The following is a 19,904-nucleotide window of genomic DNA, read 5'->3' as shown; positions in this document are numbered from 1 at the left end:
GTCACTCGATAATGTCCACCACCTCCAGCCAGGCGTTTTTACCGCACGCCTGGCCCCCATTCAGCCAGCGGCGCAGCATATCCAACGCCAGCATCGCGACCGACTCCTGCCGCAGCCGCAGGCCGTGGCGCGACGCGCGATAACGCACGGTCTGGCCAATGCCGCCGCGCGGCGTGTGCAGCGCAATGCTCACCTGCTCATCGCGCATGGCGCTGACCGCCAACGCCAACGGTGCACCGGTCAATTCCGCCAGCGAGCGGGCGCGCGCCAGCGTCGTTTCCAGCGTTTCGATGCAGTGCGCCGGCAGCAGCTCGCCACCCGCCAGCGGCGCCCCTTCGCTCTGCAGCTGCAGATTGATCAAACCGCCGCTGAACTGCTCGCTCAACGCCAGCTTCAGCCCTTGCTGATTCAGCCGCTGCGTCAGCGTCGCCGGCAACCCGTCGGTGCCTTCAAAGATGCAGTTGTCCCCCGCCACTTCGCGCACGCGTCGCCAGGCCAGCTCCATCTCCGCACGCCGGCTTTCCGGCCCGGTCAGCTTCAGTTCGATGATCGGGCTGGAGGAACGGTAACCCAACACCACATCCGGCGGCAGCGGCAGGCTGTCCAGCTCGGCGGCCAGATCGCTCTCGGAGGTGCCGAAGGTCGTCAGGCGCAGGCACAGCGGCGGCGCCGGCAAGGTGAAGCGCTGGCGCAGACGCGGCACGATCTGCTGTTCGACCATCACTTTGAATTCCGACGGCACGCCGGGGGTGAAGAACATCAGGCATTGGTTCAGCTGCAGCGCGAACCCGCAGGCGGTGCCTACCGGGTTATCCAGCATTTCCGCGTTGGCCGGGATCTGCGCCTGCTTGCGGTTGGAAGGGGCCATCGGCCGCCCGCGCTCGGCGAAATAGGCTTCCATGCGCGCCAACCAGTCAGCCCGTTCGACCAGCTCTACACCGCTGGCTTTCGCGGCGGCCAGCGCGCTGAGATCGTCGCTGGTCGGCCCCAGGCCGCCGTTGACGATCAACACATCGGCGATGTGGCTGCGTTCCTGCAGGATCTCGATCAACGCAGAGAGGCTGTCCCCAACCGTTTCACGCCCGCTCATCGGCACGCCCTGCTGGAACAGGTAGTCCGCCAGCCAGGCGGCGTTGGTATCAATAATTTGCCCGTGCAGCACCTCATCGCCGGTGCTGAGCATCTCCACCCTTAACATTGATCTCTCCCACATTTTTTGGTCATTCCACTATAGAAGCCCGTAAATAACTTTTCACTAGCCGCCTGCGGATAATTTCAGCCATGGGTTCGTTTCTCATGCGCCATGCAGCCCACTGCAATGTAAAAATTAATGTACATCATGCGTAACGTCGGTTTGACACAAATTAGGGCTTCCACTATCCTGCCATCCTCATAAATCGTTACCTATAATTTTCAAAATCTTTCGGCTGGTAGAGAAAAAACGTGAAGAATCGCACTCTTGGCAGTGTTTTTATCGTGGCGGGCACCACCATTGGCGCCGGGATGCTGGCGATGCCGCTGGCGGCGGCCGGCGTCGGCTTCGGCGTCACGCTGGCCTTACTGGTCGGGCTGTGGCTATTGATGTGTTACACCGCGCTGCTGCTGGTAGAGGTTTACCAGCATGAGCAGGCGGATACCGGTCTGGGTACCCTCGCCAAACGTTATCTCGGCGGCGGCGGCCAGTGGCTGACCAGCTTCAGCATGATGTTTCTGATGTACGCCCTCACCGCCGCCTACATCAGTGGCGCCGGCGAATTGCTCGCCACCAGCATCAGCCAATGGACATCGCAGGACTTCCCGGTGTCGCTCGGCGTTCTGTTGTTCACCCTGGTGGCCGGTGGCGTAGTGTGCATCGGTACCCACTCGGTCGACTTGTTCAACCGCATCCTGTTCAGCGCCAAAGTGGTATTTCTGGTGGTGATGCTCGGCCTGATGTTGCCGAATATCCACCAAACCAACCTGATGACGTTGCCGCTGGAGCAAGGCCTGGCGCTGTCGGCCATTCCGGTGATCTTCACCTCTTTCGGTTTCCACGGCAGCGTGCCGAGCATCGTCAACTACATGGGCGGCAACATTCGCAAACTGCGCTGGGTGTTTATCATCGGCAGCGCCATCCCGCTGATGGCCTATATCTTCTGGCAACTGGCGACGCTGGGTAGCATCAGCTCCGACACCTTCGTCGGCATTCTGGCGCAGCAGGCCGGGCTGAATGGCCTGTTGCAGGCGGTGCGTGATGCAGTAGCTTCGCCGCACGTTGAACTGGCGGTGCACCTGTTCGCCGATCTGGCGCTGGCGACCTCGTTCCTCGGCGTGGCGCTTGGGCTGTTCGATTTCCTGGCCGACCTGTTCAAGCGGCAAGATAACGTGCGCGGCCGCCTGCAAACCGGCGCCATCACCTTCCTGCCGCCGCTGGCCTTCGCGCTGTTCTACCCTCGTGGTTTCGTGCTGGCGTTGGGATTCGCCGCCATCGCCCTGTCGGTGCTGGCGCTGCTGCTGCCTTCACTGCTGGTGTGGAAGACGCGTCAAAAGCATCAGGCGCAGTATCGCGTCTGGGGCGGCACCCCTGCGCTGGCGCTGGTGTTTGTCTGCGGGGTAACGGTGATCGCCATCCAACTGGGCATCGCCAGCGGCATGCTGCCGGCGGTCGGGTAAGCGACGAAAGACAAAGAATGATAAAGAGAAAGGGGCCGCAACGGCCCCTTTTTGCTGAGCGTCAGAAGCTCAGCCCTACGCCGACATAAGGACCATCGGCCAGGGTGTTGTCGCGACGCCCGTCTTTGCCTTCCATCTGCATGTAACGGTAGCCCACGTCCACGCTCAGCGGACGGAACTTCCAGCGCAGGCCGCCGCTAGCTTCGTTATAGGCCTTCACGCCGCTGGTGAAAGACTCAGGGGCAAAGTAACCTTCGCCGTGCAGGCTGAAGTAACGGTTAATTTCCCACTCCAGGCCGCCGCCCAGCGCCACCGCCCCGCCGCTCTTCCCGTCTTTCGGGCTGAGGTACAGCGCTTTGGCACCCACGGTCGCCGTCAACGGCCCCAGCGGCACGCCGAAGTTCAACCCCACGCTGCCGACGTTGCCGTCGTGGTCGCTGCGCGCCCAGTTGCCGGTCAGGCCCAGACCTGAAGAGCCGGTGCTCATGCCAACGCCCAGGTTGGTGTAGTGCTGCCCGGCTTCGCCCGACACGCTGATGGCGTTCGCCGCGCCGGTCACCAACAGCAATCCTGCCGCGCACGCGACCCAAGTCTTTTTCATCATCTTTCCCTCTGGTTTGTCATCCGTATCGAATGATCGAATCAACGCATAATAATAACGTCACGAGTCTATACCAAAGCGCAATGCGTATTTAAGGGATAAAAGCGAAAAAATTCTTCAATAATCAAATAAATGTAAATATTTGCAAACAACAATCTATATTCGTCAAGGCGATGCCAACGATAACCGAGACCTATTTGCCGTCGCTCGGCAATAGGGCTACAACTAGTAGTGGCTTTGACCAAGGTCAGGGGAAGAAGCCCCGCCAAAGGACTATGCTGATGAACGCTTAAACCGCCCGAGTCTTTACTTAAATGCACTACGATAAGGAGCAAGTGATGAGCAAGAAAGGACTGACCACCGCAGCCGGCGCCCCGGTTGTCGATAACAATAACGTGATCACCGCAGGCAAACGCGGCCCGATGCTGTTGCAGGACGTGTGGTTCCTGGAAAAACTGGCCCACTTCGACCGTGAAGTCATCCCCGAGCGCCGCATGCATGCCAAGGGATCCGGCGCCTACGGTACCTTTACCGTCACCCACGACATCACCCGCTACACCCGCGCCAAGATCTTCTCCGAAATCGGTAAGCAGACCGACATGTTTATCCGCTTCTCCACCGTCGCCGGTGAACGCGGCGCCGCCGACGCCGAACGCGACATTCGCGGCTTCGCCATGAAGTTCTATACCGAAGAAGGCAACTGGGATCTGGTGGGTAACGATACGCCGGTGTTCTATCTGCGCGATCCGCTGAAATTCCCCGATCTCAACCACGTGGTGAAACGCGATCCGCATACCAACCTGCGCAACCCGGTCTACAAGTGGGACTTCTTCTCCCACCTGCCGGAATCACTGCACCAGCTGACCATCGACTTCAGCGATCGCGGTATTCCGAAGTCCTACCGCCACATGCACGGCTTCGGCAGCCACACCTTCAGCTTTATCAATGCCGCCAACGAGCGCTTCTGGGTGAAATTCCACTTCCGCTGCGAACAAGGCATTGAAAACCTGATGGATGAAGAAGCGGAAGCGATCATCGCCAAGGATCGCGAAAGCTCACAGCGCGATCTGTTCGAGGCGATCAAACGCGGCGACTTCCCGCGCTGGAAGCTGCAAATTCAGATCATGCCGGAACACGAGGCCTCGCAGACGCCCTATAACCCATTCGATCTGACCAAGGTGTGGCCGCACGGCGACTACCCGCTGATCGACGTCGGTTATTTCGAGCTGAACCGCAATCCCGACAACTACTTCTCCGAGGTCGAGCAGGTGGCGATGAACCCCGCCAACGTGGTGCCGGGCATCAGTTTCTCGCCGGATAAAATGCTGCAGGGCCGTCTGTTCTCCTATGGCGATGCGCACCGCTACCGTCTGGGCGTCAACCACCACCAGATCCCGGTGAACGGCGCCAAGTGCCCGTTCCACAACTACCATCGCGACGGCGCGATGCGCGTGGACGGCAACAGCGGCAATGGCGCCACCTACGAACCAAACAGCTTCGGCCTGTTCCAGGAGCAGCCGGACTTCAGCGAACCACCGCTGAGCATTGAGGGCGCGGCCGACCACTGGAACCATCGTGAAGACGACGATTACTACAGCCAGCCGCGCGCGCTGTTCAACCTGCTGAGCGCCGAAGAGCACCAGCGCATGTTCACCCGCATCGCCGGCGAACTGTCGCAGGTGCCGGAACAGATCCAGCGCCGTCAGGTCGAGCTGTTCACCAAGGTGCACCCGGACTACGGCGCCGGCGTCGCCAAGGCGTTGGGGCTGAAATAACCTTCTGCAGCCATCCACTCAGCCGCCCTTTCGGGCGGCTTTTTTATGCCTGGGAGAGACGCTGCGCCACCCACTGCTGCAACTGGCGGCGAGAAATCTTGATGCCGCCGTTTTTCAGTTCCTCGGGCAACGGGAGCAACGCCACCGGGCGTTGGAAATTGGCCAGCTGGTTCTGCGACCAGGCGAGCAGCGCCCCCAACGACAGCGCCGGATCGCCGTCGATCACCGCCACCGGCCGCTGGCCGAACTCAGCGTCCGCCATCGGCACCACAAACGCCTGCATGATCTGCGGGTGCGCCGCCAGCACACGTTCGATATCCTCGGGCTGCACCCCTTCGCCGCCGCTGAAAAACAGGTTGTCCAGCCGGCCGAGAATGCGCAGTTCCCCCTCCGCCATCACGCCGCGATCGCGGGTCGCGAACCAGCCCTGCTCATCGGCCAACGGCTGCAGATGCCCATGACGCCAGTAGCCGAGCGCCAGGCTGTCGGCGCGGATCCAGACCTCTTCGTCCACCAGTTTTACTTCGCGGCCGCCGAGCGGCAGGCCGACGCCTGGCCGCGCATCGGCGCGCTTGGCGCACACCGTGGAGGCCAGTTCGGTCAGCCCGTAGCCGCACCAGCAGCGGATCCCCGCCGCCTCCGCCCGTTCGGTCAGCTCCACCGGGATCATCGCGCCGCCGAGCAGCACCGCTTTCAACGTCATGTCCGCCAGCGGTTGCGCCAACAGCCGCCACAGCTGTGTCGGCACCAGCGAGGCGTGCGTGCAGCCAGCCAATGCCTCGGCCAGCGGGTGCATCTCGCGCACCGCCAACCGCGCACCCGCCGCCAGCCAGCGCCAGACGATGCCCTGACCGGAGACGTGAAACAGCGGCAGTGACAACAGCCAGCAATCCTCGCGTTGAAAATCCATCAGCTGCAACACCCCGGCGGCGCTGGCCAGATGATTGGCGTAGCTGTGCGCCGCCGCCTTCGGCATACCGCTGGAACCGGAAGTCAACGTCAGCGTCGCCAGACGCTGCGCCTCCCACGTCGGCAGGTCTGGCCAACGCGGCTCGGTCGAGGGCGGCGTCAATCGAATCACCTCTTCCGGCAGCGCCGGCAACGAGTCCGGGCCGAAGACAAAGGTCATATCCAATTCCGGCAACAGCTGCGCCAGCAGCGGCGTCGGCAAGGCGGGATTGAGCGGCAACAGGCGCGCGCCACATTGCAGCAGCGCCAGATAGGCCAGCAGCAGCGGATAGCTGTTTTTACCGCACAGCGCCACGCCGCAGCCCGGTTCAACGCCCTGATGCTGGAAATCCGCCGCCAGCTCATCCACCTGGCTTTGCAACGCCAGCCAGCTCAGCGGCCGTTCGCCGAGCAACAGCGCCGTCGCCTGCGGCTGAAGGCGCGCCCAGTGCCGCCACGGCCAATCGCTTAACCGCGCCATAGACACTCCAGCGCCGAAACATCCAGCAGCGGCAACGCGCTGCCCGGCCACGGGCGCAGCACCTGCGCCTTCATCAACCCCAGCGTGTCCAGCCCCGGCACGGTGTCCGGCGTCAGCCAATGGGCGATGCGCGCCAGTTGGGTCAACCCCAGGCTGGATTCGAGGCTGGAACTGATCACCGCCGTCAGCCCCTCCGCGTGCGCCTGCGCCACCAGCGTCTGGCAACGCGCCAGGCTGCCGACCAGCGTCGGTTTGATCACGATGGCCGCCACGCCCGGCTCGGCCTGCACCACAAAATCCGCCTCGCGCACGCTCTCATCCCAGGCGATGGCAATGCCGGTCGCCCGGGCGAAGTCGCGCGATTCATCACGGGTCTTGCAGGGCTCCTCCAAAAAAGCGATGCGATCGCGCCACGCTGGGTTAACGTACCTGGCGAAGCCGTCGGCCTTGGCGCGGGTCCAGCTGCGGTTGGCGTCCAGCCGCAGCCGCAGATCCGGCAGCGCCTCCAGCAGCACGTTGACGATCATGCCGTCACGCACCGCCTCATACAGCCCTACTTTCACCTTGGCGACTTTCTCGCCCGGCAAAGCGCTCAATGTCTCGAACAGCTCGTCCGGATCGCCGGTGCACAGCGGCGCCTTGCGAAAATCCGCCTGCGTCGGCAAACGCTGCTCCAGCTCGGCCTGCGCGCAGCTCAGCCCAAAGGCCACCGAGGGCAGCTCGCTGTCATCCGGTTCGTTGCCCGCCAGCCACGCCTGCAGCCAGTCCAATGCGGCCCGTTCGGCCTGCGCCGGCGTTTCCCGGCTGAACTCCGGCAGCGGCGCGATCTCGCCCCACCCCTCACGCTCGCCCTGACGCAGCTGCACCACCCATCCGTCACGCGTTTTCAACCGCTGATTGCGCAGCACCACGCCCGCCTCCATCGGCAGGCTGTAACGGTATAGCGCCGCGCTGCGGTTTGCCCCGCTCATTACGGGTTACGCTTGAATTTGCTGAAATCCGGCTGGCGCTTCTCGTTGAACGCGTTGCGCCCTTCCTGCCCTTCGTCGGTCATGTAGAACAGCATGGTGGCGTTGCCCGCCAGCTCCTGCAAACCGGCCTGGCCGTCGCAGTCGGCATTCAGCGCCGCCTTCAGGCAGCGCAGCGCCATCGGGCTGTTCTGCAGCATTTCGCGGCACCAGCGCACCGTCTCTTTTTCCAGATCGGCCAGCGGCACCACGGTATTGACCAGCCCCATGTCCAGCGCGGCGGCGGCGTCATACTGGCGGCACAGGAACCAGATTTCGCGCGCCTTCTTCTGACCGACGATGCGCGCCATGTAAGACGCGCCCCAGCCGCCGTCGAACGAGCCCACTTTCGGGCCGGTCTGGCCGAAGATGGCGTTATCCGCCGCGATGGTCAGATCGCACATCATGTGCAACACGTGGCCGCCGCCGATCGAATAGCCGGCCACCATCGCCACCACCGGTTTCGGGCAGGTGCGGATCTGGCGCTGGAAGTCCAGCACGTTGAGGTGGTGTACGCCGCTGTCGTCGCGATAGCCGCCGTAGTCGCCGCGCACTTTCTGATCGCCGCCGGAGCAGAATGCCTTATCGCCGGCGCCGGTGAGAATAATGACGCCGATGCCGTCGTCGTAACGGGCGTTGGCCAGCGCGTCGAGCATCTCTTTGACCGTTTGCGGGCGAAACGCATTGCGCACCTGCGGCCGGTTGATGGTGATTTTGGCGATGCCGTCGGCGGACTTGTGATACAGAATGTCTTCGAAATCGCCGGTGCAATCCTGCCAGGCGATGGCGGCATACAGCTGTTCTTCATTCGGATAAAGCATGTTCGGTTCCTTTAACCAGGGTTAACGAGAAAGGTCTGCAGCTCGGCGACGAACTCCTGCGGATTGGCCAGATGCGCGTTGTGGCCGGCCTGCGGCACGATGCGCAACGGCAACCCGGCGTCGCGCGCCAGCCGTTGAAATTTGGGGTCGTTCTCACCGCACAGCACCCGCAGCGGCACGGTCAGTTGGCGCAGCTGCGGCGCCAGATAGGGCTGCCGCCCGAGCGACGTGGCTTCGAGCATGTCGGCGATCGCCGGGCCGCTGTTGATCGAACGCGCAGCGATCAGCGCCTGGCGGTGCACGTGGCTAAGCTCTTTGAACACCGGTTGCTGATACCAGTCCGCCAGGACTTCGGCAATCGGCTCACTGCGAAAACGCGCCGCCCATCGCGCATCCTGCTCGCAACGGTCACGGCGCAGTTGTTCGTCCTCAAGCCCCGGATTGCCGCCCTCGACCAGCACGCCTTGCAGACCGTCGTGGCGTCCGTGGCAAGCGTGATACATGGCGATGCGCCCGCCAAGCGAGTAGCCCACCAGCCAATAACGTTCGATATTGCGCAGTTGCAGGGTCGCGGCGATTTGCGCGCTGATGTCGTCGAAGCCGCGGCAGCTCACCGCCACGGAATCGCCGTGGCCGGGCAGATCGATGGCCAACGACGGCCATTCCGGGCAGCGCGCGGCGATCACCCGCCATTCATTGTTGTTGCCGAGCAGGCCATGCAACCATATCAGCCAGGGGCGGCCCGCTTCGCCCTGTTGCAAAATTCGCGTCGCCAGCATCATTGCACCGCCATCTGTTGCACCAGGTATTGCAGGCTTTCGGCCCCTGCGCTCGGCGGCACCTGCAGCTCTATCAACGTGGCGCCGCCGCGCCGCCAGCCTTGCTCAACCGCCTGTTGCAGCTGGCTCCAGTTTTCCGGCCGCGCATAGTCAAGCTGGAACATCGCCGCCGCGTGGCTGAACTCAACGTTCTGCGGCATGCAGTAAAAGCGCTGACGCTCCTCTTCCGGCGTCGGCAGCAGCGAGAAAATTTGGCCGCCGTTGTTATTGACGACGATCAGCACCGTCGGCGCCGAACAGTGGCGCAGCAGCGCCAGCGCATTGAGGTCATACAGGGCGGAAAGGTCGCCCACCACCGCCAACGTCGGCCTGGCGGTGGCGCGCTGTACGCCGGCGGCGGTGGAAATCAGACCGTCGATGCCGCTGGCGCCGCGGTTGCTGAATACCGGGTAAGCGGCAGGCAGCATCGTTAACGCGTCGATCAGTCGCACCACCAGGCTGTTGCCGAGAAACAGCTGGCCGTTCTCCGGCAGCAGTTCCGGCAGGCGGTGCGCCAGCTGCGCTTCGCCAAAGTTATCGTGCAGATGCGTGGACGCCGCCGTCAGCGCTTTATCCGCCAGCGCTGCCAGCCCGGCGGCCCACGGCGCGCGCGGTTGCGCGGGATGCTGCGCCAACCACTGCGCCACGCCGGCGCGCAGGCGCCGCCCCCGGTGTTGGGCCGGATCGAGCCGCCCCGGCAGCTCGTCGATAATCCAATATTCTTCCGGCTGACACTGCGCCTGCCATTGCAGCAGGCGTTTGCCGGTCAGGCTGCCGCCGAACTGCACCACCAGCTGCGCATCTTGCAGTACGCGCTGCGCCTGCGGATGCGCGAGCCACAAATCGGCGCAGGGCAGCGGTTGCCCGGTCTGCGACAGCACATCGCCGATCAGTGGCCAGCCCAGCGTTTCGGCCCAGCCGGCCACCTGCGCGCCCTCTTGTGCGCTCATGCGACCGGCCAGCACCACGCCGCGCTTTTGCCGCCAGGAGAACCAGTCCGGCTGCGGCGACGGCGCCGTACGCGTCTCGCTTTCCTGCAGCCACGGACGATCGCTCTGCCACCAGTCGCCCAGCGCGGCGGACCAATCGGCATAGTGACGCTCATCGCCGCCGTACAGCGGTTCGGCGAACGGGCAGTTGATATGCAAAGCGCCATGCTGCAGGCGCGCCATCGCGCTGTCGACGCTGGAGGCCAGCCACGCGGCCGGAATATCCGGCGTCGGACGCGGCAGATCGATCGCCAACGTCGGGTGGCTGCTGTAGAGACCGTTTTGACGGATCGCCTGATTGGCGCCACAGTCGATCAGTTCCGGCGGCCGATCGGCGGTGAGAAACACCAGCCGTTCACCGGTCAGGCCGGCTTCGATCAACGCGGGATAAAGGTTCGCCGCCGCGGTGCCGGACGTAACGATCACCGCCACCGGCTCACGCGCCGCCTTCGCCAGCCCGAGCGCCAAATGGCCGAGCCCGCGCTCATCAAAATGGGTATGGCAGATAAACGATCGGTTGGCCGCGGCGGCCAGCGTCAGCGGCGTGGAGCGCGATCCCGGAGCGATACAAACATGCCGCACCCCATGGCGGGCCAGCGCCTCGAGCAGCACAGCCGCCCACCGGCGATTAAAAACACTTGTCGACATAGTTCGCTCACAAGTCAGTTAGCAGAGATCGTCCCCGGCGCAGCCGACGGACGCCGCGCCTGTAGTTACGTTCTGTATTATATGAGGTGTTATTTTCACGGCTTTTGCGCCAGCGCAAGAACGCCGTATATCCCTGGGTGTTTACACCAGATAATTGTTTGATTTAGAACAAAAAACAAACAATTAAAACACAAACACTTTACACTTGCGGCGACGCCGGCTCAATCCGTCCATACAAAAACAAGGGAGATAAAGGTGCTCCAACGGCGGCCAGCGGGAAGTATAGGCGGGATAAGGGAAAGCGATCGGGGAAACGGCGGGATGAACGACACAGTCTGCAGAAAAGCACGAGGCGGCCTGCGCCGCCCCGATGACATGATTTATTTGCGGGCCAGCAGCAGCCCCAGCACCAGCCCGACGGTGGCACCGATGCCTACGCTGTGCCAGGGTTTATCCCGCACGTAGTCGTCGGTGCGGTGCACCGCTTCTTTGGCGCGCGCATAGTAGGATTCGCCGGTGTTCGCCCAGCGCGCCTTGACCTCACTCAGCGCCTGCTCGGCGTGCGACTTGATGTCAATGTAGGCCTGATCCGCGCGATCGCCGGTGTATTGCAACACTTCTTCCAGCGTCTCGGTCAGCATTCTCAGATCGTCATCCAGCGTAGTTTGCTCAGCATCCGAATGTCTTGCCATAGTGAGATCTCCGTGGTTGAAAAATTAAGCGTTCCTACACTATAGACAAGGATCGTCGCCTGCGGCCATCGGACTTTTACCCTAAAACACCAATTGCACCTTGGCGGCCTGGCGCTTGTCGCCGGCAAACTCCAGCGCCTGCGCCAGTTGGTCCCCGGCGAATTCCGCCGACAACAGCGGCAGCGGATCGACCACATCGCCAGCCAGCCAGGCCACCGCCAGCGCGAATTCCGCCACGAAGCGAAACGATCCGAGCAGGTTCAACTCTTTGGCGATCAACAACATCAGCGGGAAATCAGGGAAGCTGCCGCCCATGCCGACCTGCACCACGGTGCCTGTGGCGCGGGTGATCTCCAGACAGCGCTGCAGCGACAGCGGATGTCCCGCCACTTCGAAGGCGACATCGAAATAGCCCTTGTCCTGCTGATAGTCGCTAAAATCGTCGTCCGCGGCATGCAGGCACCGATTGGCCCCCATTTGGCTGGCGATCGCCAGGCAGCGCGGACTGAGATCGGCGCAGACAATCTCGGCGGCGCCCAGCGCTTTCAGCGCCGCCACCAGCAGACAGCCGATCGGGCCGACGCCGGACACGAAGACCTTTTTTCCCGTCACGTCACCGGGCTGCTTCGCCGCGTGGACAGCCACCGCCAGCGGTTCGGCGAACACCATCACCCTGTCGTCGCGATCGGCGGCGTAAGGAATGCACTGCGCGCTATCCACCACTTTGTATTGGGTAAAAGCGCCGTCGACGTGCGGAAAATACATCGCGCTGCCGAAAAAGCGCATCTCGACGCATTGATTGCTTTGCTGCTCCAGACAGTATTTGCACTGCCCGCAGGGTTTGCTGGGATTGAGCGCCACCTTCTGCCCGGCCGGCAACTGTGGCGAATCGCTGGCGACCACCTCACCGATCACCTCATGGCCCAGCACCATCGGCTGACGCACCTGAAAATTGCCGACCTTGCCTTCCTGGAAGTAATGCAGATCCGAGCCGCAGATGCCGCCGCGGCTGATTTTCACCAGCGTTCCCTGCCCTCGATAATCCACTTCTTGCGCGATCACCGCCACGTCTCGCTTGCCGTTGACCACACAGGACTGAGTTTGAATTTTCATCGCAAGACTCCACGGAAAAAGATTACACCGCCGCCGACATGCCGCCATCGACAAACAGCAGTTGCCCGTTGACGAAGGCGGAGGCGTCGGCAGCCAGGAACACCGCCGCGCCGATCAGCTCCTGCGGATCGCCCCAGCGCGCGGCGGGCGTGCGTTGGGTCAGCCAGGCGGTGAAGGCCGGATCGTCGGCCAGCGCCTGCGTCATCTCGGTTTTGAAGTAGCCGGGGGCAATGCCGTTGACCTGAATGTTGTAGCGCGCCAGCTCCACGCACATGCCGCGCGTGAGCATTTTCACCGCCCCTTTGGACGCCGCATAAGGGGTGATGGTGTCGCGGCCCAGCTCACTTTGCATCGAGCCGATGTTGACTATCTTGCCGCGCCGGCGCGGCACCATGTAACGCGCCACGGTCTGCGACACGATGAAGACCGCCTTCTGGTTGACGGCAATGATGTCGTCCCAGTCTTGCTCCGGAAACTCGGTGAACGGGTGGCGGCGCTGGATGCCGGCGTTGTTGATCAAAACGTCTATCGCGCCGATGTCCGCTTCGATACGGGCGATGGCGGCATGCACCGCCTGAGAATCGGTGACATCGAACGCCGCCGCCTCGGCGCTCAGCCCCTCTTCGCGCAAACGTTCGGCGGCGTGCAGGGCATGTTCTTCGGTGGTGGCGTTGACCAGAATATGCGCGCCTTGCTGCGCCAGGCCGCGTGCCAGCAGAAAACCGATGCCGCGCGAGGCGCCGGTGATCAAGACGGTCTTGTTATCCAGTGAAAACAGATTGTTCATAGTGATTCCCGGCCATCAGGCCTCCAATCGGACAGGCTTCTATCTCAGCCGATTGTTACCGGTAAAAACGTGATGGAAATCACTGAAAATCATGTTACGAAACCCTGTTACCCTTAACGTGATCTCACGCAGGCAGTCAGCGGGTAAAACTTATCTATCTGATTGAAAAACGGCTATTTTCAATAGAAGTACATTCATTGTTATCGCTAAATCGATGGGTTAACATGCCGCTATCCCCCTTACCGCGCCGCCCGTGAAGGCCACCGAATGAAACACCTCCGCGTTACGCGACAGGACATCGCACAATGGGCCGGCGTAACCCAAACTCCGGGTAACCAAACGCTGGTGGTGAACTGCCGTCTCTCACTCGGCGGCACCGTTTGAGCCGGCATTCGGGCTAATCGGCGGCGTAGCGCGGGCTTTTTCGCTGCGCGCCGCCCACCACAGACCGCTGTTTTTCATCGCATAGCCGAATAGCAGGCCCACCAGCAGGGAAAGCGTCACCAGCGGCCAATCGCCGCCGCCGGCGAAGGTCGCACAGGCGCCGATAAAGGTGCCGGGCACGAACCCCAGCCACTGCTGTTTGGCCTGAATGCACATCAGGAACGCCACGACGCCGGTCAGTAGATACCCCAGCAGATTCCACTGCGGCGCCAGTTCGCTGCCGTGGATGATCGCCATTGCCCAGAAGACGCCGCTGCAGCAGGTCAACGCGCCGATCAACAGCCCTTTCAGCCCGCCCTGCGGGCAGGCGAAATACGCCGTGCAGCCGAGAAAACCGGCCCAACCGATCAGCCCCAGGCTGACGGCAACCCAGCCCCAAACGCCGGAGAGGATCCCGGTAGTAACGGCAATGGCGAAAAGAACGTTCATAAAGTGACCTGCGGCAAAAATAAAGCGCGCAGTTTACCCGAAGCGAGTGATTTTTTCGTGATTAAAATCACAATAAAAATGCAAACAAAGAAATGGAAATATCAAAAAAGCAATGTTTATCACAAAAAAAAGCCAGCGTGACGAGCACGCTGGAATAACACAACACCAGGGAAATCACGATCTCAAATGAAATGCCTACATGCGACGCCTGTCGCCCCCCTCCCGAACGCCGGTTTCAGCGTGGGAAGCCCGCACGCGTTACCATGACGCTCAACATCAAACAAATCACGGCGCTGCTCAGGAATAACAAGTGGGTCGCCAAATGCAAATCGGCGTGGTCGATCACAACGCCCAACAGGATCGGCACCCAGTTAGCGATATACGCGATCACGTAAAACAGGGAGATCAAACGCGCATGGCTGGCTTTCGGTGAAATCAGATTCACCAGCGTGGCGCTGCCGACGAAGATCGCGCCATAGGCGTAACCGGCGATCACCATGCCTGCGGCGGCCAGCGCCAGCGAATGGATCTGAATCGCCACGGCGAACACCCCGACCGACAAAGCCTGAGCCAGGCAGCCGAACATCAGCGAATGGCGGGCGTTGATGCGACGACTCAAAATCTGGCTGATGCCGGCAATCACCAGATAGACGGCGACCACATAGCCAAAGACGCCACGGCTCTGCATATCCAACAGTTTTTCGGCGACGCTCGGCCCTATCGCCAGAATGCTGGCGGCAACCGCCCAACAAATGAACAATGCCCCGGCGCACAGGAAGAATTTACCGCCGGTCGCGCGCAGGCCATCCGCCAGAGAGCTTTTCGCCACCGGCGCGTTATCCGCCGCTGCGCTATCGGCCTGCGCCGTCACCGCCTCTCGCGGCCAGCGCAGCATCACGCCCAGTGCGGCGACGGCGGCAATGGCCATGATGATGATGAACGGCAATGACGTGGTATGAAAACCGGTTTGCAGTGCGACGCCGCTAAAGATCGGGCCCAGGGCCAATCCGGTGGTAAAGGACAGCGTCGCGATCAACGCCGCATTTTTTCCGCCGTCCTGCGGCCCGAAACGCACCAACGCGATATTCGCCGCACCGGTCAGGGCGCCGGTGCCGACGCCGGCCAGCAGCCGTGCCATAAACATCATGAAGAACGACGACGCCACCGAAAACAGCAGCGCGCCAAGCAACACCACCAACAGCGCCGGCACGATCATGCTGCGCAGGTCTTTTACTTTCCCCGCCATATTGCCTACGCCGAACAGCGAAATCAGCACGCCGGCGGCATAAGCGCCGTAGATGATCGTCAGGCTGACCGAGCTCAACGCCAGCTCATGTTGATAAAGCGGATAAAGTGGCGTCGGCGCGCTGCTGTTCAACAGCGCTGACATCAATGCCAACGCCAGAAACAGCAAGATAGCGAAATGCGATGTACCCGCCTTCGCTTTAGCCGTTTCTTCAACGGCGATACTTTCTGACATGTTCAACTCCCGAATCGATCAGGCATTCGCCCTAAATAAATGCGTCTTCCCGCATGCCACGCGGCTTCAGGAAGCGCGCTTATCATAGCGTTGGGCTATCACGCCCAAAATAGCCAAGAATGCATCATCGTGATTCATTAATGCAGCATCGCAGCGTCAGGCATGCATTTCTGCAGCATGCGATGCCGCCAAGCGATGGCGCAACCGCCCAATGCCACGCCATACACTGCATGGTTGGCCAGGCTGGCGATCAGCAAAGCCGGATTTTTGCCGGCCATTCCCCAAAGCCCCAACCCCACCGAGGGATAAATGAAGCACAGCGAGATCAGCGAACAGGCCAGGCCATACGTCAGCGCCCCAACGAGCAGGCCGCCCCCCGACTTAACGCGCGGGCAGATCAGGCAATAGAACGGGATCGCCAGGCTAATGCCGGCAAAATAGTGCGCGCCGTAGCCCATCATCAGAGCCTCTGGCACATCGGGAATGTCGCCAGGCCGCAAAAACCAAAATTGCCCCTGCAGCCATTGATTCATCAGTTTGCCGATGAAGGCCAGGTTGAGCTTGCCGATGAGACCGACGCTGGAGGCGACACTGTTCACCCCATCCATCGTCAGCGTCGCCACTATGCCAAACAAGACCGCCATCGCCATGGCGCCAACCGGACGCATGTTCATTGTTTCGTTCCTTATCACGTTATGCCACCGCCGCCTGCTCGGACTTGGCCGAAGCACGCTTGCGCACCGCCAACGCGCCGGACAACACGATCAGCGCCATACCGGCGGCGGCGATATAAGACAGCCGCTCGCCAAATATCAGATAGCCAAGCAGCGTAGAGAAAATAATGGTGCTGTAAGAGAGAATGCTGACAATCACCGCATTGCCACCCCCGTAGGCGCGAGTCATGGCGATCTGCCCCAGACTGCCGAAGACGCCAATGGCGCAGACGCACAGCAGCATTGCGCCGTCCAGCAAGGAAAAGCCCAGCAACGCAGTCATCAGGCCGCCAACCAGCGTTCCCACCAGCGAGAAATAGAACACCACGCGCAGTTCCGGCTCACCGCGTCGCACCAGCTTGCCGACGTTAAAGTAAGCCAGCGCGGTTAACAAACCGGCCGCCAGCCCGACCAGCGTGGCAACGTACTCCCCGTTGGGGGCGTCGGGGCGCAGCAAGACCAAAATGCCGGCAAAGCCCAACAGCACGGAAAACAACAGCCGACCGGTCAGCTGCCCTCGGGTCGTGATGAACGCGATCGCCGACTGAAAGAGGGGGTTGGTATAACCCAACGTGGTGGCGGTGGCGATCGGCAGATGTATCAGCGAATAAAAACCGCAGTACATCGCCGCATTGCCTATCGCCGCCCGCTTCATATGCAATCCGAGATGACGGGTGCGAAAACCGAGGCGCTGGATCTTGATCAGCGCCGCGACGATCAGCACATTGATGAGAGAACGATAAAAAATGATGTCGAAAAATCCGACCGTCGTCGACGCCAACTTGATGCAAGCACCCATCAGCGCAAAGAATCCGCTGGCGACGACCATCCACAAAGCTACCATGATCTTCTCTTATTAACGGCCTTTGGACAGGGCCGTATCAACACTACCCGGCGGCTTTCACCGTCAACGGTTTATCGTCCGCGCAAGCGAAGAACACCAGCATTTCTGCACCTTGCTCGCCGGAAACGCCCTGATGCACGATATCCACGGTATCGGTAAACGAATCCCCCTGCCGGAACGTGCGGCGTTCACCGGTTTTCCTGACGGTGAGCGAAACGCTGCCGCCGCTCATGTACACTGCGCTGATGCAAGGATGCGTATGCCAGGCCAGTACCTTGTTCGGCTCTACCGTCACCTTCAGCATGGTGATCTGCGGCGCGCCTGCGGGATACTGACGATATGCCGAGCCCTCCCATGCGCTGTCGGTCTTGAGCAACGTCGTTTTGACGATGCCTTCGCCATGCCCCTCGGCAGCCTGAACCGGCCCCTGAAATACTGCCAACAATGCCAAAATGCCCCACTTAACCATCTTATCGCTCCCTGACTGCCGCGAGTAAAAATGCCAGGCGCCGCGCGCGGTGAACCTGGCGAGTTGAAAAAACAGCGTTGTGCTACAGTCCTTTGATGCGCTGCTCGTATTCTGCGATGCTCTCGGCGTAGTAGCGGTTAGGCGCCGCAAAGTTGCCCACCATCACTTCGATGAGGTACGGCCCCGGATGTTTCGCTGCGGCGCCGAGGGCCTCGTCCAGATCCTCCAGCGTCTCCGCCTTCGCGGAGGCGACCCCCAGGCTGTTGGCAAACGCTTTCCAGTCATGGTTGGGCAAGGCGGTATAGTCGGCGGAAATGCCGCGATTTTGCAGCGTGTCGATGTGCATGGCGCCGTGCGCGCTGTTGTTCATCACCACGAACACCACCTTCACGCCATAACGCGCGGCGGTCTGAATTTCGATGCCGTGCATCAGCATGCAACCGTCGCCGGTCACCACGAGGCAATCCCGCTGCGGTGCCGCCAGCTTGATGCCGATGCCCGCGCAAATGGCCCACCCCATCGGCGCCAGGGAGCTGGAGGTGTGATAATCCCCCCGCCCGGCCGCCAGCCAGTGATGCGCCATGAAAATGCGGTGTGCGCCCGAATCGACCACGACGTTGGTATCCGGATTCATGCGGCTGCGAATGTGTTTAATCGCATCGCCGGGATACAGCCGGCTTTCGCCCTGGGCGATGCGCGCCTGCAACGTCGGCTGCGGCTGTTCCAGCGGCAGTGCGCGAACCCCTTCCAACCAGGCGTCACGCAGGTGAGCCGCGTCGCCAAGCCGCGCGTCCTCATCGCCAACCGCGGCCAACAAACAGTGCAACGTACCGCTCAGGCTGGAAAATATCTGCAGATCCGGCTGGTAATGCGAGCTCACTTTGTCGAAGTCTTCGTCGATCGCCACCAGCGTTTTATTGCCGTGCAGTCTCGGGTTCCAGTTCAGACTGTCGCGCTGGCTGAGATCGCAGCCCAGCACCAGCAGCACGTCAACGCCTTCACCGTTGAGGGTTTCTACCGCGCGGGCATGGCCGGCAAAACCGTAGACCCCTAATGCCAGGGCGTGCCCTTCGGGAAACGCGCCCTTGCCGGACAACGTCGTGGCGACAGGCAAGCGGTATTTTTCCGCTACCCGCAACAACAGCGCGGCATCCTGTGGATTGTTCATCCGGTTGCCTACCAGGCAGGCGACGTTGAGGCCGCGCAGCAGATAATCATGCAGCAGCTGTTCCACCGCTTGCACATCCACGGCCGCTTCACGGTGCTGCGGCACTCGCTCAGGCTGGTCGCGACGATCGCCGAACGCGGTTTTCTTCTGCATGTCGACCGGCACGCTCAGATAGGCGCGCCCTTTCCGCTGTGGGTTCAGGCTGGAGAGGCTGCGGCGCAGCTCATGCTGCAAGGTCAGGTTGTTTTTCGTTTCTATCGCGGCGCAAAGCAACGGTTTGACGATGGTCAGCTCATCGATGCCGCTGTTGCTGCCGTCCTGAAAAGCGCCCTGCGCCTCATGATAGGTGGCGATGCTGCCGGCCAGGTACAGCACGGGGATCTTATCGGCTTGCGCGGCGGCCATCGCCGGCAGGAAATTCATGGTGCCGGGGCCTGAAATGCCCAAACAGACGCCAAACTTTCGGCTGGCGCGGGCATAGCCATCGGCCATAAATCCGCATGCGGTTTCATGGGCACCGACGATGCCGACAATCTCGGAACGGTCAATAGAAGTGATTAACGGATAAACCAGTTTGCCAGGGACCAAAAAGATATGTTGAATGCCGCGCGCTGCAAGGCCTTGAATAATGACATCGGCGTTGTTGCGTTCCATCTTCTCGGCGCCTGGCGCCACGGTAACTCTGACTCCGTCCTCCGTCGCCAACGCAACGGGGGGGCACAGCATCTCTGCGTGAGACTCCATTTTTTTATATCCAGTCATATCATCGTGAGCTAACTTGATTCAGAGTCGATCCCACTTGGCGGTCGCCCAGAAATAACGGGAACCGGCTCTTATTCGTATTGCTTATGCATTAGGGTGGCCTTGGTGTAAAATGTGCGTCGGGTCGCAGCATAAGCGCCGATAAGAATAAGCATTACCAGACAAAAATAAAGGTGCAAAACCGCTTCACGGTGATGCATTTATACATATCCTGAAACATTATAAATAATGATGATACGAAGCATTTTTTTCGGTCTCCACAC

The 19,904-nt window shown here is 61.3% G+C and carries 18 protein-coding genes; 2 read left to right on the top strand and 16 right to left on the bottom strand.

Features of this window, described 5'->3' with window-relative positions; genetic code table 11:
* Window position 1 precedes the first annotated feature (1 nt).
* Window positions 2-1,198 (bottom strand): nicotinamide mononucleotide deamidase-related protein YfaY, encoded by a 1,197-nt coding sequence (locus tag AC2CGQ_RS02680; protein ID WP_075684552.1) that lies wholly within the window; start codon window positions 1,196-1,198, stop codon window positions 2-4.
* Between the two features lie 245 nt (window positions 1,199-1,443).
* Between AC2CGQ_RS02680 and tyrP the strand changes: the two genes are divergently transcribed.
* Window positions 1,444-2,652: a tyrosine transporter TyrP gene (gene tyrP / locus AC2CGQ_RS02675; protein WP_015378562.1), complete on the top strand. Its 1,209-nt coding sequence runs from the start codon at window positions 1,444-1,446 to the stop codon at window positions 2,650-2,652.
* 61 nt (window positions 2,653-2,713) lie between these two features.
* Here tyrP and AC2CGQ_RS02670 read toward each other — a convergent pair whose 3' ends face one another.
* Complete coding sequence (locus AC2CGQ_RS02670; protein WP_004935943.1) at window positions 2,714-3,253, bottom strand: YfaZ family outer membrane protein; 540 nt, start codon at window positions 3,251-3,253, stop codon at window positions 2,714-2,716.
* Window positions 3,254-3,591: 338 nt separating this feature from the next.
* Here AC2CGQ_RS02670 and katA point away from each other — a divergent pair, with 338 nt between their 5' ends.
* On the top strand, window positions 3,592-5,028 hold the full coding sequence (gene katA / locus AC2CGQ_RS02665) for a catalase KatA (protein ID WP_015378563.1): 1,437 nt from the start codon (window positions 3,592-3,594) through the stop codon (window positions 5,026-5,028).
* A 43-nt stretch (window positions 5,029-5,071) separates the two neighbouring features.
* Here katA and menE read toward each other — a convergent pair whose 3' ends face one another.
* From menE to AC2CGQ_RS02595, 14 genes are all read right to left on the bottom strand, one after another.
* Entirely contained in the window at window positions 5,072-6,457 is a 1,386-nt protein-coding gene (gene menE / locus AC2CGQ_RS02660; RefSeq protein WP_484593455.1) for an o-succinylbenzoate--CoA ligase, read from the bottom strand.
* On the bottom strand, window positions 6,445-7,428 hold the full coding sequence (menC, locus tag AC2CGQ_RS02655; protein WP_484593454.1) for an o-succinylbenzoate synthase: 984 nt from the start codon (window positions 7,426-7,428) through the stop codon (window positions 6,445-6,447). The genes menE and menC overlap by 13 nt, the downstream gene beginning before the upstream one ends.
* Window positions 7,428-8,285 (bottom strand): 1,4-dihydroxy-2-naphthoyl-CoA synthase, encoded by an 858-nt coding sequence (gene menB, locus AC2CGQ_RS02650; RefSeq protein WP_015378566.1) that lies wholly within the window; start codon window positions 8,283-8,285, stop codon window positions 7,428-7,430. The genes menC and menB overlap by 1 nt, the downstream gene beginning before the upstream one ends.
* Window positions 8,286-8,296: 11 nt before the next feature.
* Window positions 8,297-9,067, bottom strand: a complete 771-nt coding sequence (menH, locus tag AC2CGQ_RS02645; protein ID WP_015378567.1) for a 2-succinyl-6-hydroxy-2,4-cyclohexadiene-1-carboxylate synthase — start codon at window positions 9,065-9,067, stop codon at window positions 8,297-8,299.
* On the bottom strand, window positions 9,064-10,740 hold the full coding sequence (gene menD / locus AC2CGQ_RS02640) for a 2-succinyl-5-enolpyruvyl-6-hydroxy-3-cyclohexene-1-carboxylic-acid synthase (protein WP_484593453.1): 1,677 nt from the start codon (window positions 10,738-10,740) through the stop codon (window positions 9,064-9,066). The genes menH and menD overlap by 4 nt, the downstream gene beginning before the upstream one ends.
* A 380-nt stretch (window positions 10,741-11,120) precedes the next feature.
* On the bottom strand, window positions 11,121-11,432 hold the full coding sequence (gene elaB / locus AC2CGQ_RS02635; RefSeq protein WP_004935964.1) for a stress response protein ElaB: 312 nt from the start codon (window positions 11,430-11,432) through the stop codon (window positions 11,121-11,123).
* Between the two features lie 81 nt (window positions 11,433-11,513).
* Window positions 11,514-12,545 (bottom strand): L-idonate 5-dehydrogenase, encoded by a 1,032-nt coding sequence (gene idnD / locus AC2CGQ_RS02630; protein WP_015378569.1) that lies wholly within the window; start codon window positions 12,543-12,545, stop codon window positions 11,514-11,516.
* Window positions 12,546-12,567: 22 nt separating this feature from the next.
* A complete protein-coding gene (gene idnO / locus AC2CGQ_RS02625; RefSeq protein WP_015378570.1) occupies window positions 12,568-13,332 on the bottom strand; it encodes a gluconate 5-dehydrogenase in 765 nt (254 codons plus the stop codon).
* Between the two features lie 363 nt (window positions 13,333-13,695).
* A complete protein-coding gene (locus tag AC2CGQ_RS02620; protein WP_015378571.1) occupies window positions 13,696-14,205 on the bottom strand; it encodes a DUF1097 domain-containing protein in 510 nt (169 codons plus the stop codon).
* A 235-nt stretch (window positions 14,206-14,440) separates the two neighbouring features.
* Window positions 14,441-15,685 carry an MFS transporter gene (locus AC2CGQ_RS02615; RefSeq protein WP_015378572.1) on the bottom strand — a complete coding sequence of 415 codons (1,245 nt, stop codon included), beginning with the start codon at window positions 15,683-15,685 and terminating at the stop codon, window positions 14,441-14,443.
* A 137-nt stretch (window positions 15,686-15,822) separates the two neighbouring features.
* Window positions 15,823-16,359 carry a DUF2938 family protein gene (locus tag AC2CGQ_RS02610; protein WP_015378573.1) on the bottom strand — a complete coding sequence of 179 codons (537 nt, stop codon included), beginning with the start codon at window positions 16,357-16,359 and terminating at the stop codon, window positions 15,823-15,825.
* Between the two features lie 19 nt (window positions 16,360-16,378).
* Window positions 16,379-17,242, bottom strand: coding sequence for a DMT family transporter (locus AC2CGQ_RS02605; RefSeq protein WP_049241827.1), 864 nt, complete (start codon window positions 17,240-17,242; stop codon window positions 16,379-16,381).
* 43 nt (window positions 17,243-17,285) lie between these two features.
* Window positions 17,286-17,711 carry a cupin domain-containing protein gene (locus AC2CGQ_RS02600; protein WP_004935988.1) on the bottom strand — a complete coding sequence of 142 codons (426 nt, stop codon included), beginning with the start codon at window positions 17,709-17,711 and terminating at the stop codon, window positions 17,286-17,288.
* Between the two features lie 82 nt (window positions 17,712-17,793).
* The gene (locus tag AC2CGQ_RS02595; RefSeq protein ID WP_015378575.1) at window positions 17,794-19,623 is read right to left on the bottom strand and encodes a thiamine pyrophosphate-binding protein; all 1,830 of its coding nucleotides are present in this window, start codon (window positions 19,621-19,623) and stop codon (window positions 17,794-17,796) included.
* Window positions 19,624-19,904: the final 281 nt, after the last annotated feature.

The sequence above is a fragment of the Serratia sp. DFXYC6 genome (genome assembly GCF_057196085.1).
The sequence above is the reverse complement of the archived record's forward strand: the minus strand, read 5'-3'. Positions and strand labels throughout refer to the sequence as shown.

Excerpts from the sequence above, each read along its gene's own strand:
- AC2CGQ_RS02680 (WP_075684552.1), bottom strand. The coding sequence starts at position 1,198 with ATGTTAAGGGTGGAGATGCTCAGCACCGGCGATGAGGTGCTGCACGGG.
- AC2CGQ_RS02670 (WP_004935943.1), bottom strand. The coding sequence starts at position 3,253 with ATGAAAAAGACTTGGGTCGCGTGCGCGGCAGGATTGCTGTTGGTGACC.
- katA (WP_015378563.1), top strand. The coding sequence starts at position 3,592 with ATGAGCAAGAAAGGACTGACCACCGCAGCCGGCGCCCCGGTTGTCGAT.
- menE (WP_484593455.1), bottom strand. The coding sequence starts at position 6,457 with ATGGCGCGGTTAAGCGATTGGCCGTGGCGGCACTGGGCGCGCCTTCAG.
- menC (WP_484593454.1), bottom strand. The coding sequence starts at position 7,428 with ATGAGCGGGGCAAACCGCAGCGCGGCGCTATACCGTTACAGCCTGCCG.
- menB (WP_015378566.1), bottom strand. The coding sequence starts at position 8,285 with ATGCTTTATCCGAATGAAGAACAGCTGTATGCCGCCATCGCCTGGCAG.
- menH (WP_015378567.1), bottom strand. The coding sequence starts at position 9,067 with ATGATGCTGGCGACGCGAATTTTGCAACAGGGCGAAGCGGGCCGCCCC.
- menD (WP_484593453.1), bottom strand. The coding sequence starts at position 10,740 with ATGTCGACAAGTGTTTTTAATCGCCGGTGGGCGGCTGTGCTGCTCGAG.
- elaB (WP_004935964.1), bottom strand. The coding sequence starts at position 11,432 with ATGGCAAGACATTCGGATGCTGAGCAAACTACGCTGGATGACGATCTG.
- idnD (WP_015378569.1), bottom strand. The coding sequence starts at position 12,545 with ATGAAAATTCAAACTCAGTCCTGTGTGGTCAACGGCAAGCGAGACGTG.
- idnO (WP_015378570.1), bottom strand. The coding sequence starts at position 13,332 with ATGAACAATCTGTTTTCACTGGATAACAAGACCGTCTTGATCACCGGC.
- AC2CGQ_RS02620 (WP_015378571.1), bottom strand. The coding sequence starts at position 14,205 with ATGAACGTTCTTTTCGCCATTGCCGTTACTACCGGGATCCTCTCCGGC.
- AC2CGQ_RS02615 (WP_015378572.1), bottom strand. The coding sequence starts at position 15,685 with ATGTCAGAAAGTATCGCCGTTGAAGAAACGGCTAAAGCGAAGGCGGGT.
- AC2CGQ_RS02610 (WP_015378573.1), bottom strand. The coding sequence starts at position 16,359 with ATGAACATGCGTCCGGTTGGCGCCATGGCGATGGCGGTCTTGTTTGGC.
- AC2CGQ_RS02605 (WP_049241827.1), bottom strand. The coding sequence starts at position 17,242 with ATGGTAGCTTTGTGGATGGTCGTCGCCAGCGGATTCTTTGCGCTGATG.
- AC2CGQ_RS02600 (WP_004935988.1), bottom strand. The coding sequence starts at position 17,711 with ATGGTTAAGTGGGGCATTTTGGCATTGTTGGCAGTATTTCAGGGGCCG.
- AC2CGQ_RS02595 (WP_015378575.1), bottom strand. The coding sequence starts at position 19,623 with ATGGAGTCTCACGCAGAGATGCTGTGCCCCCCCGTTGCGTTGGCGACG.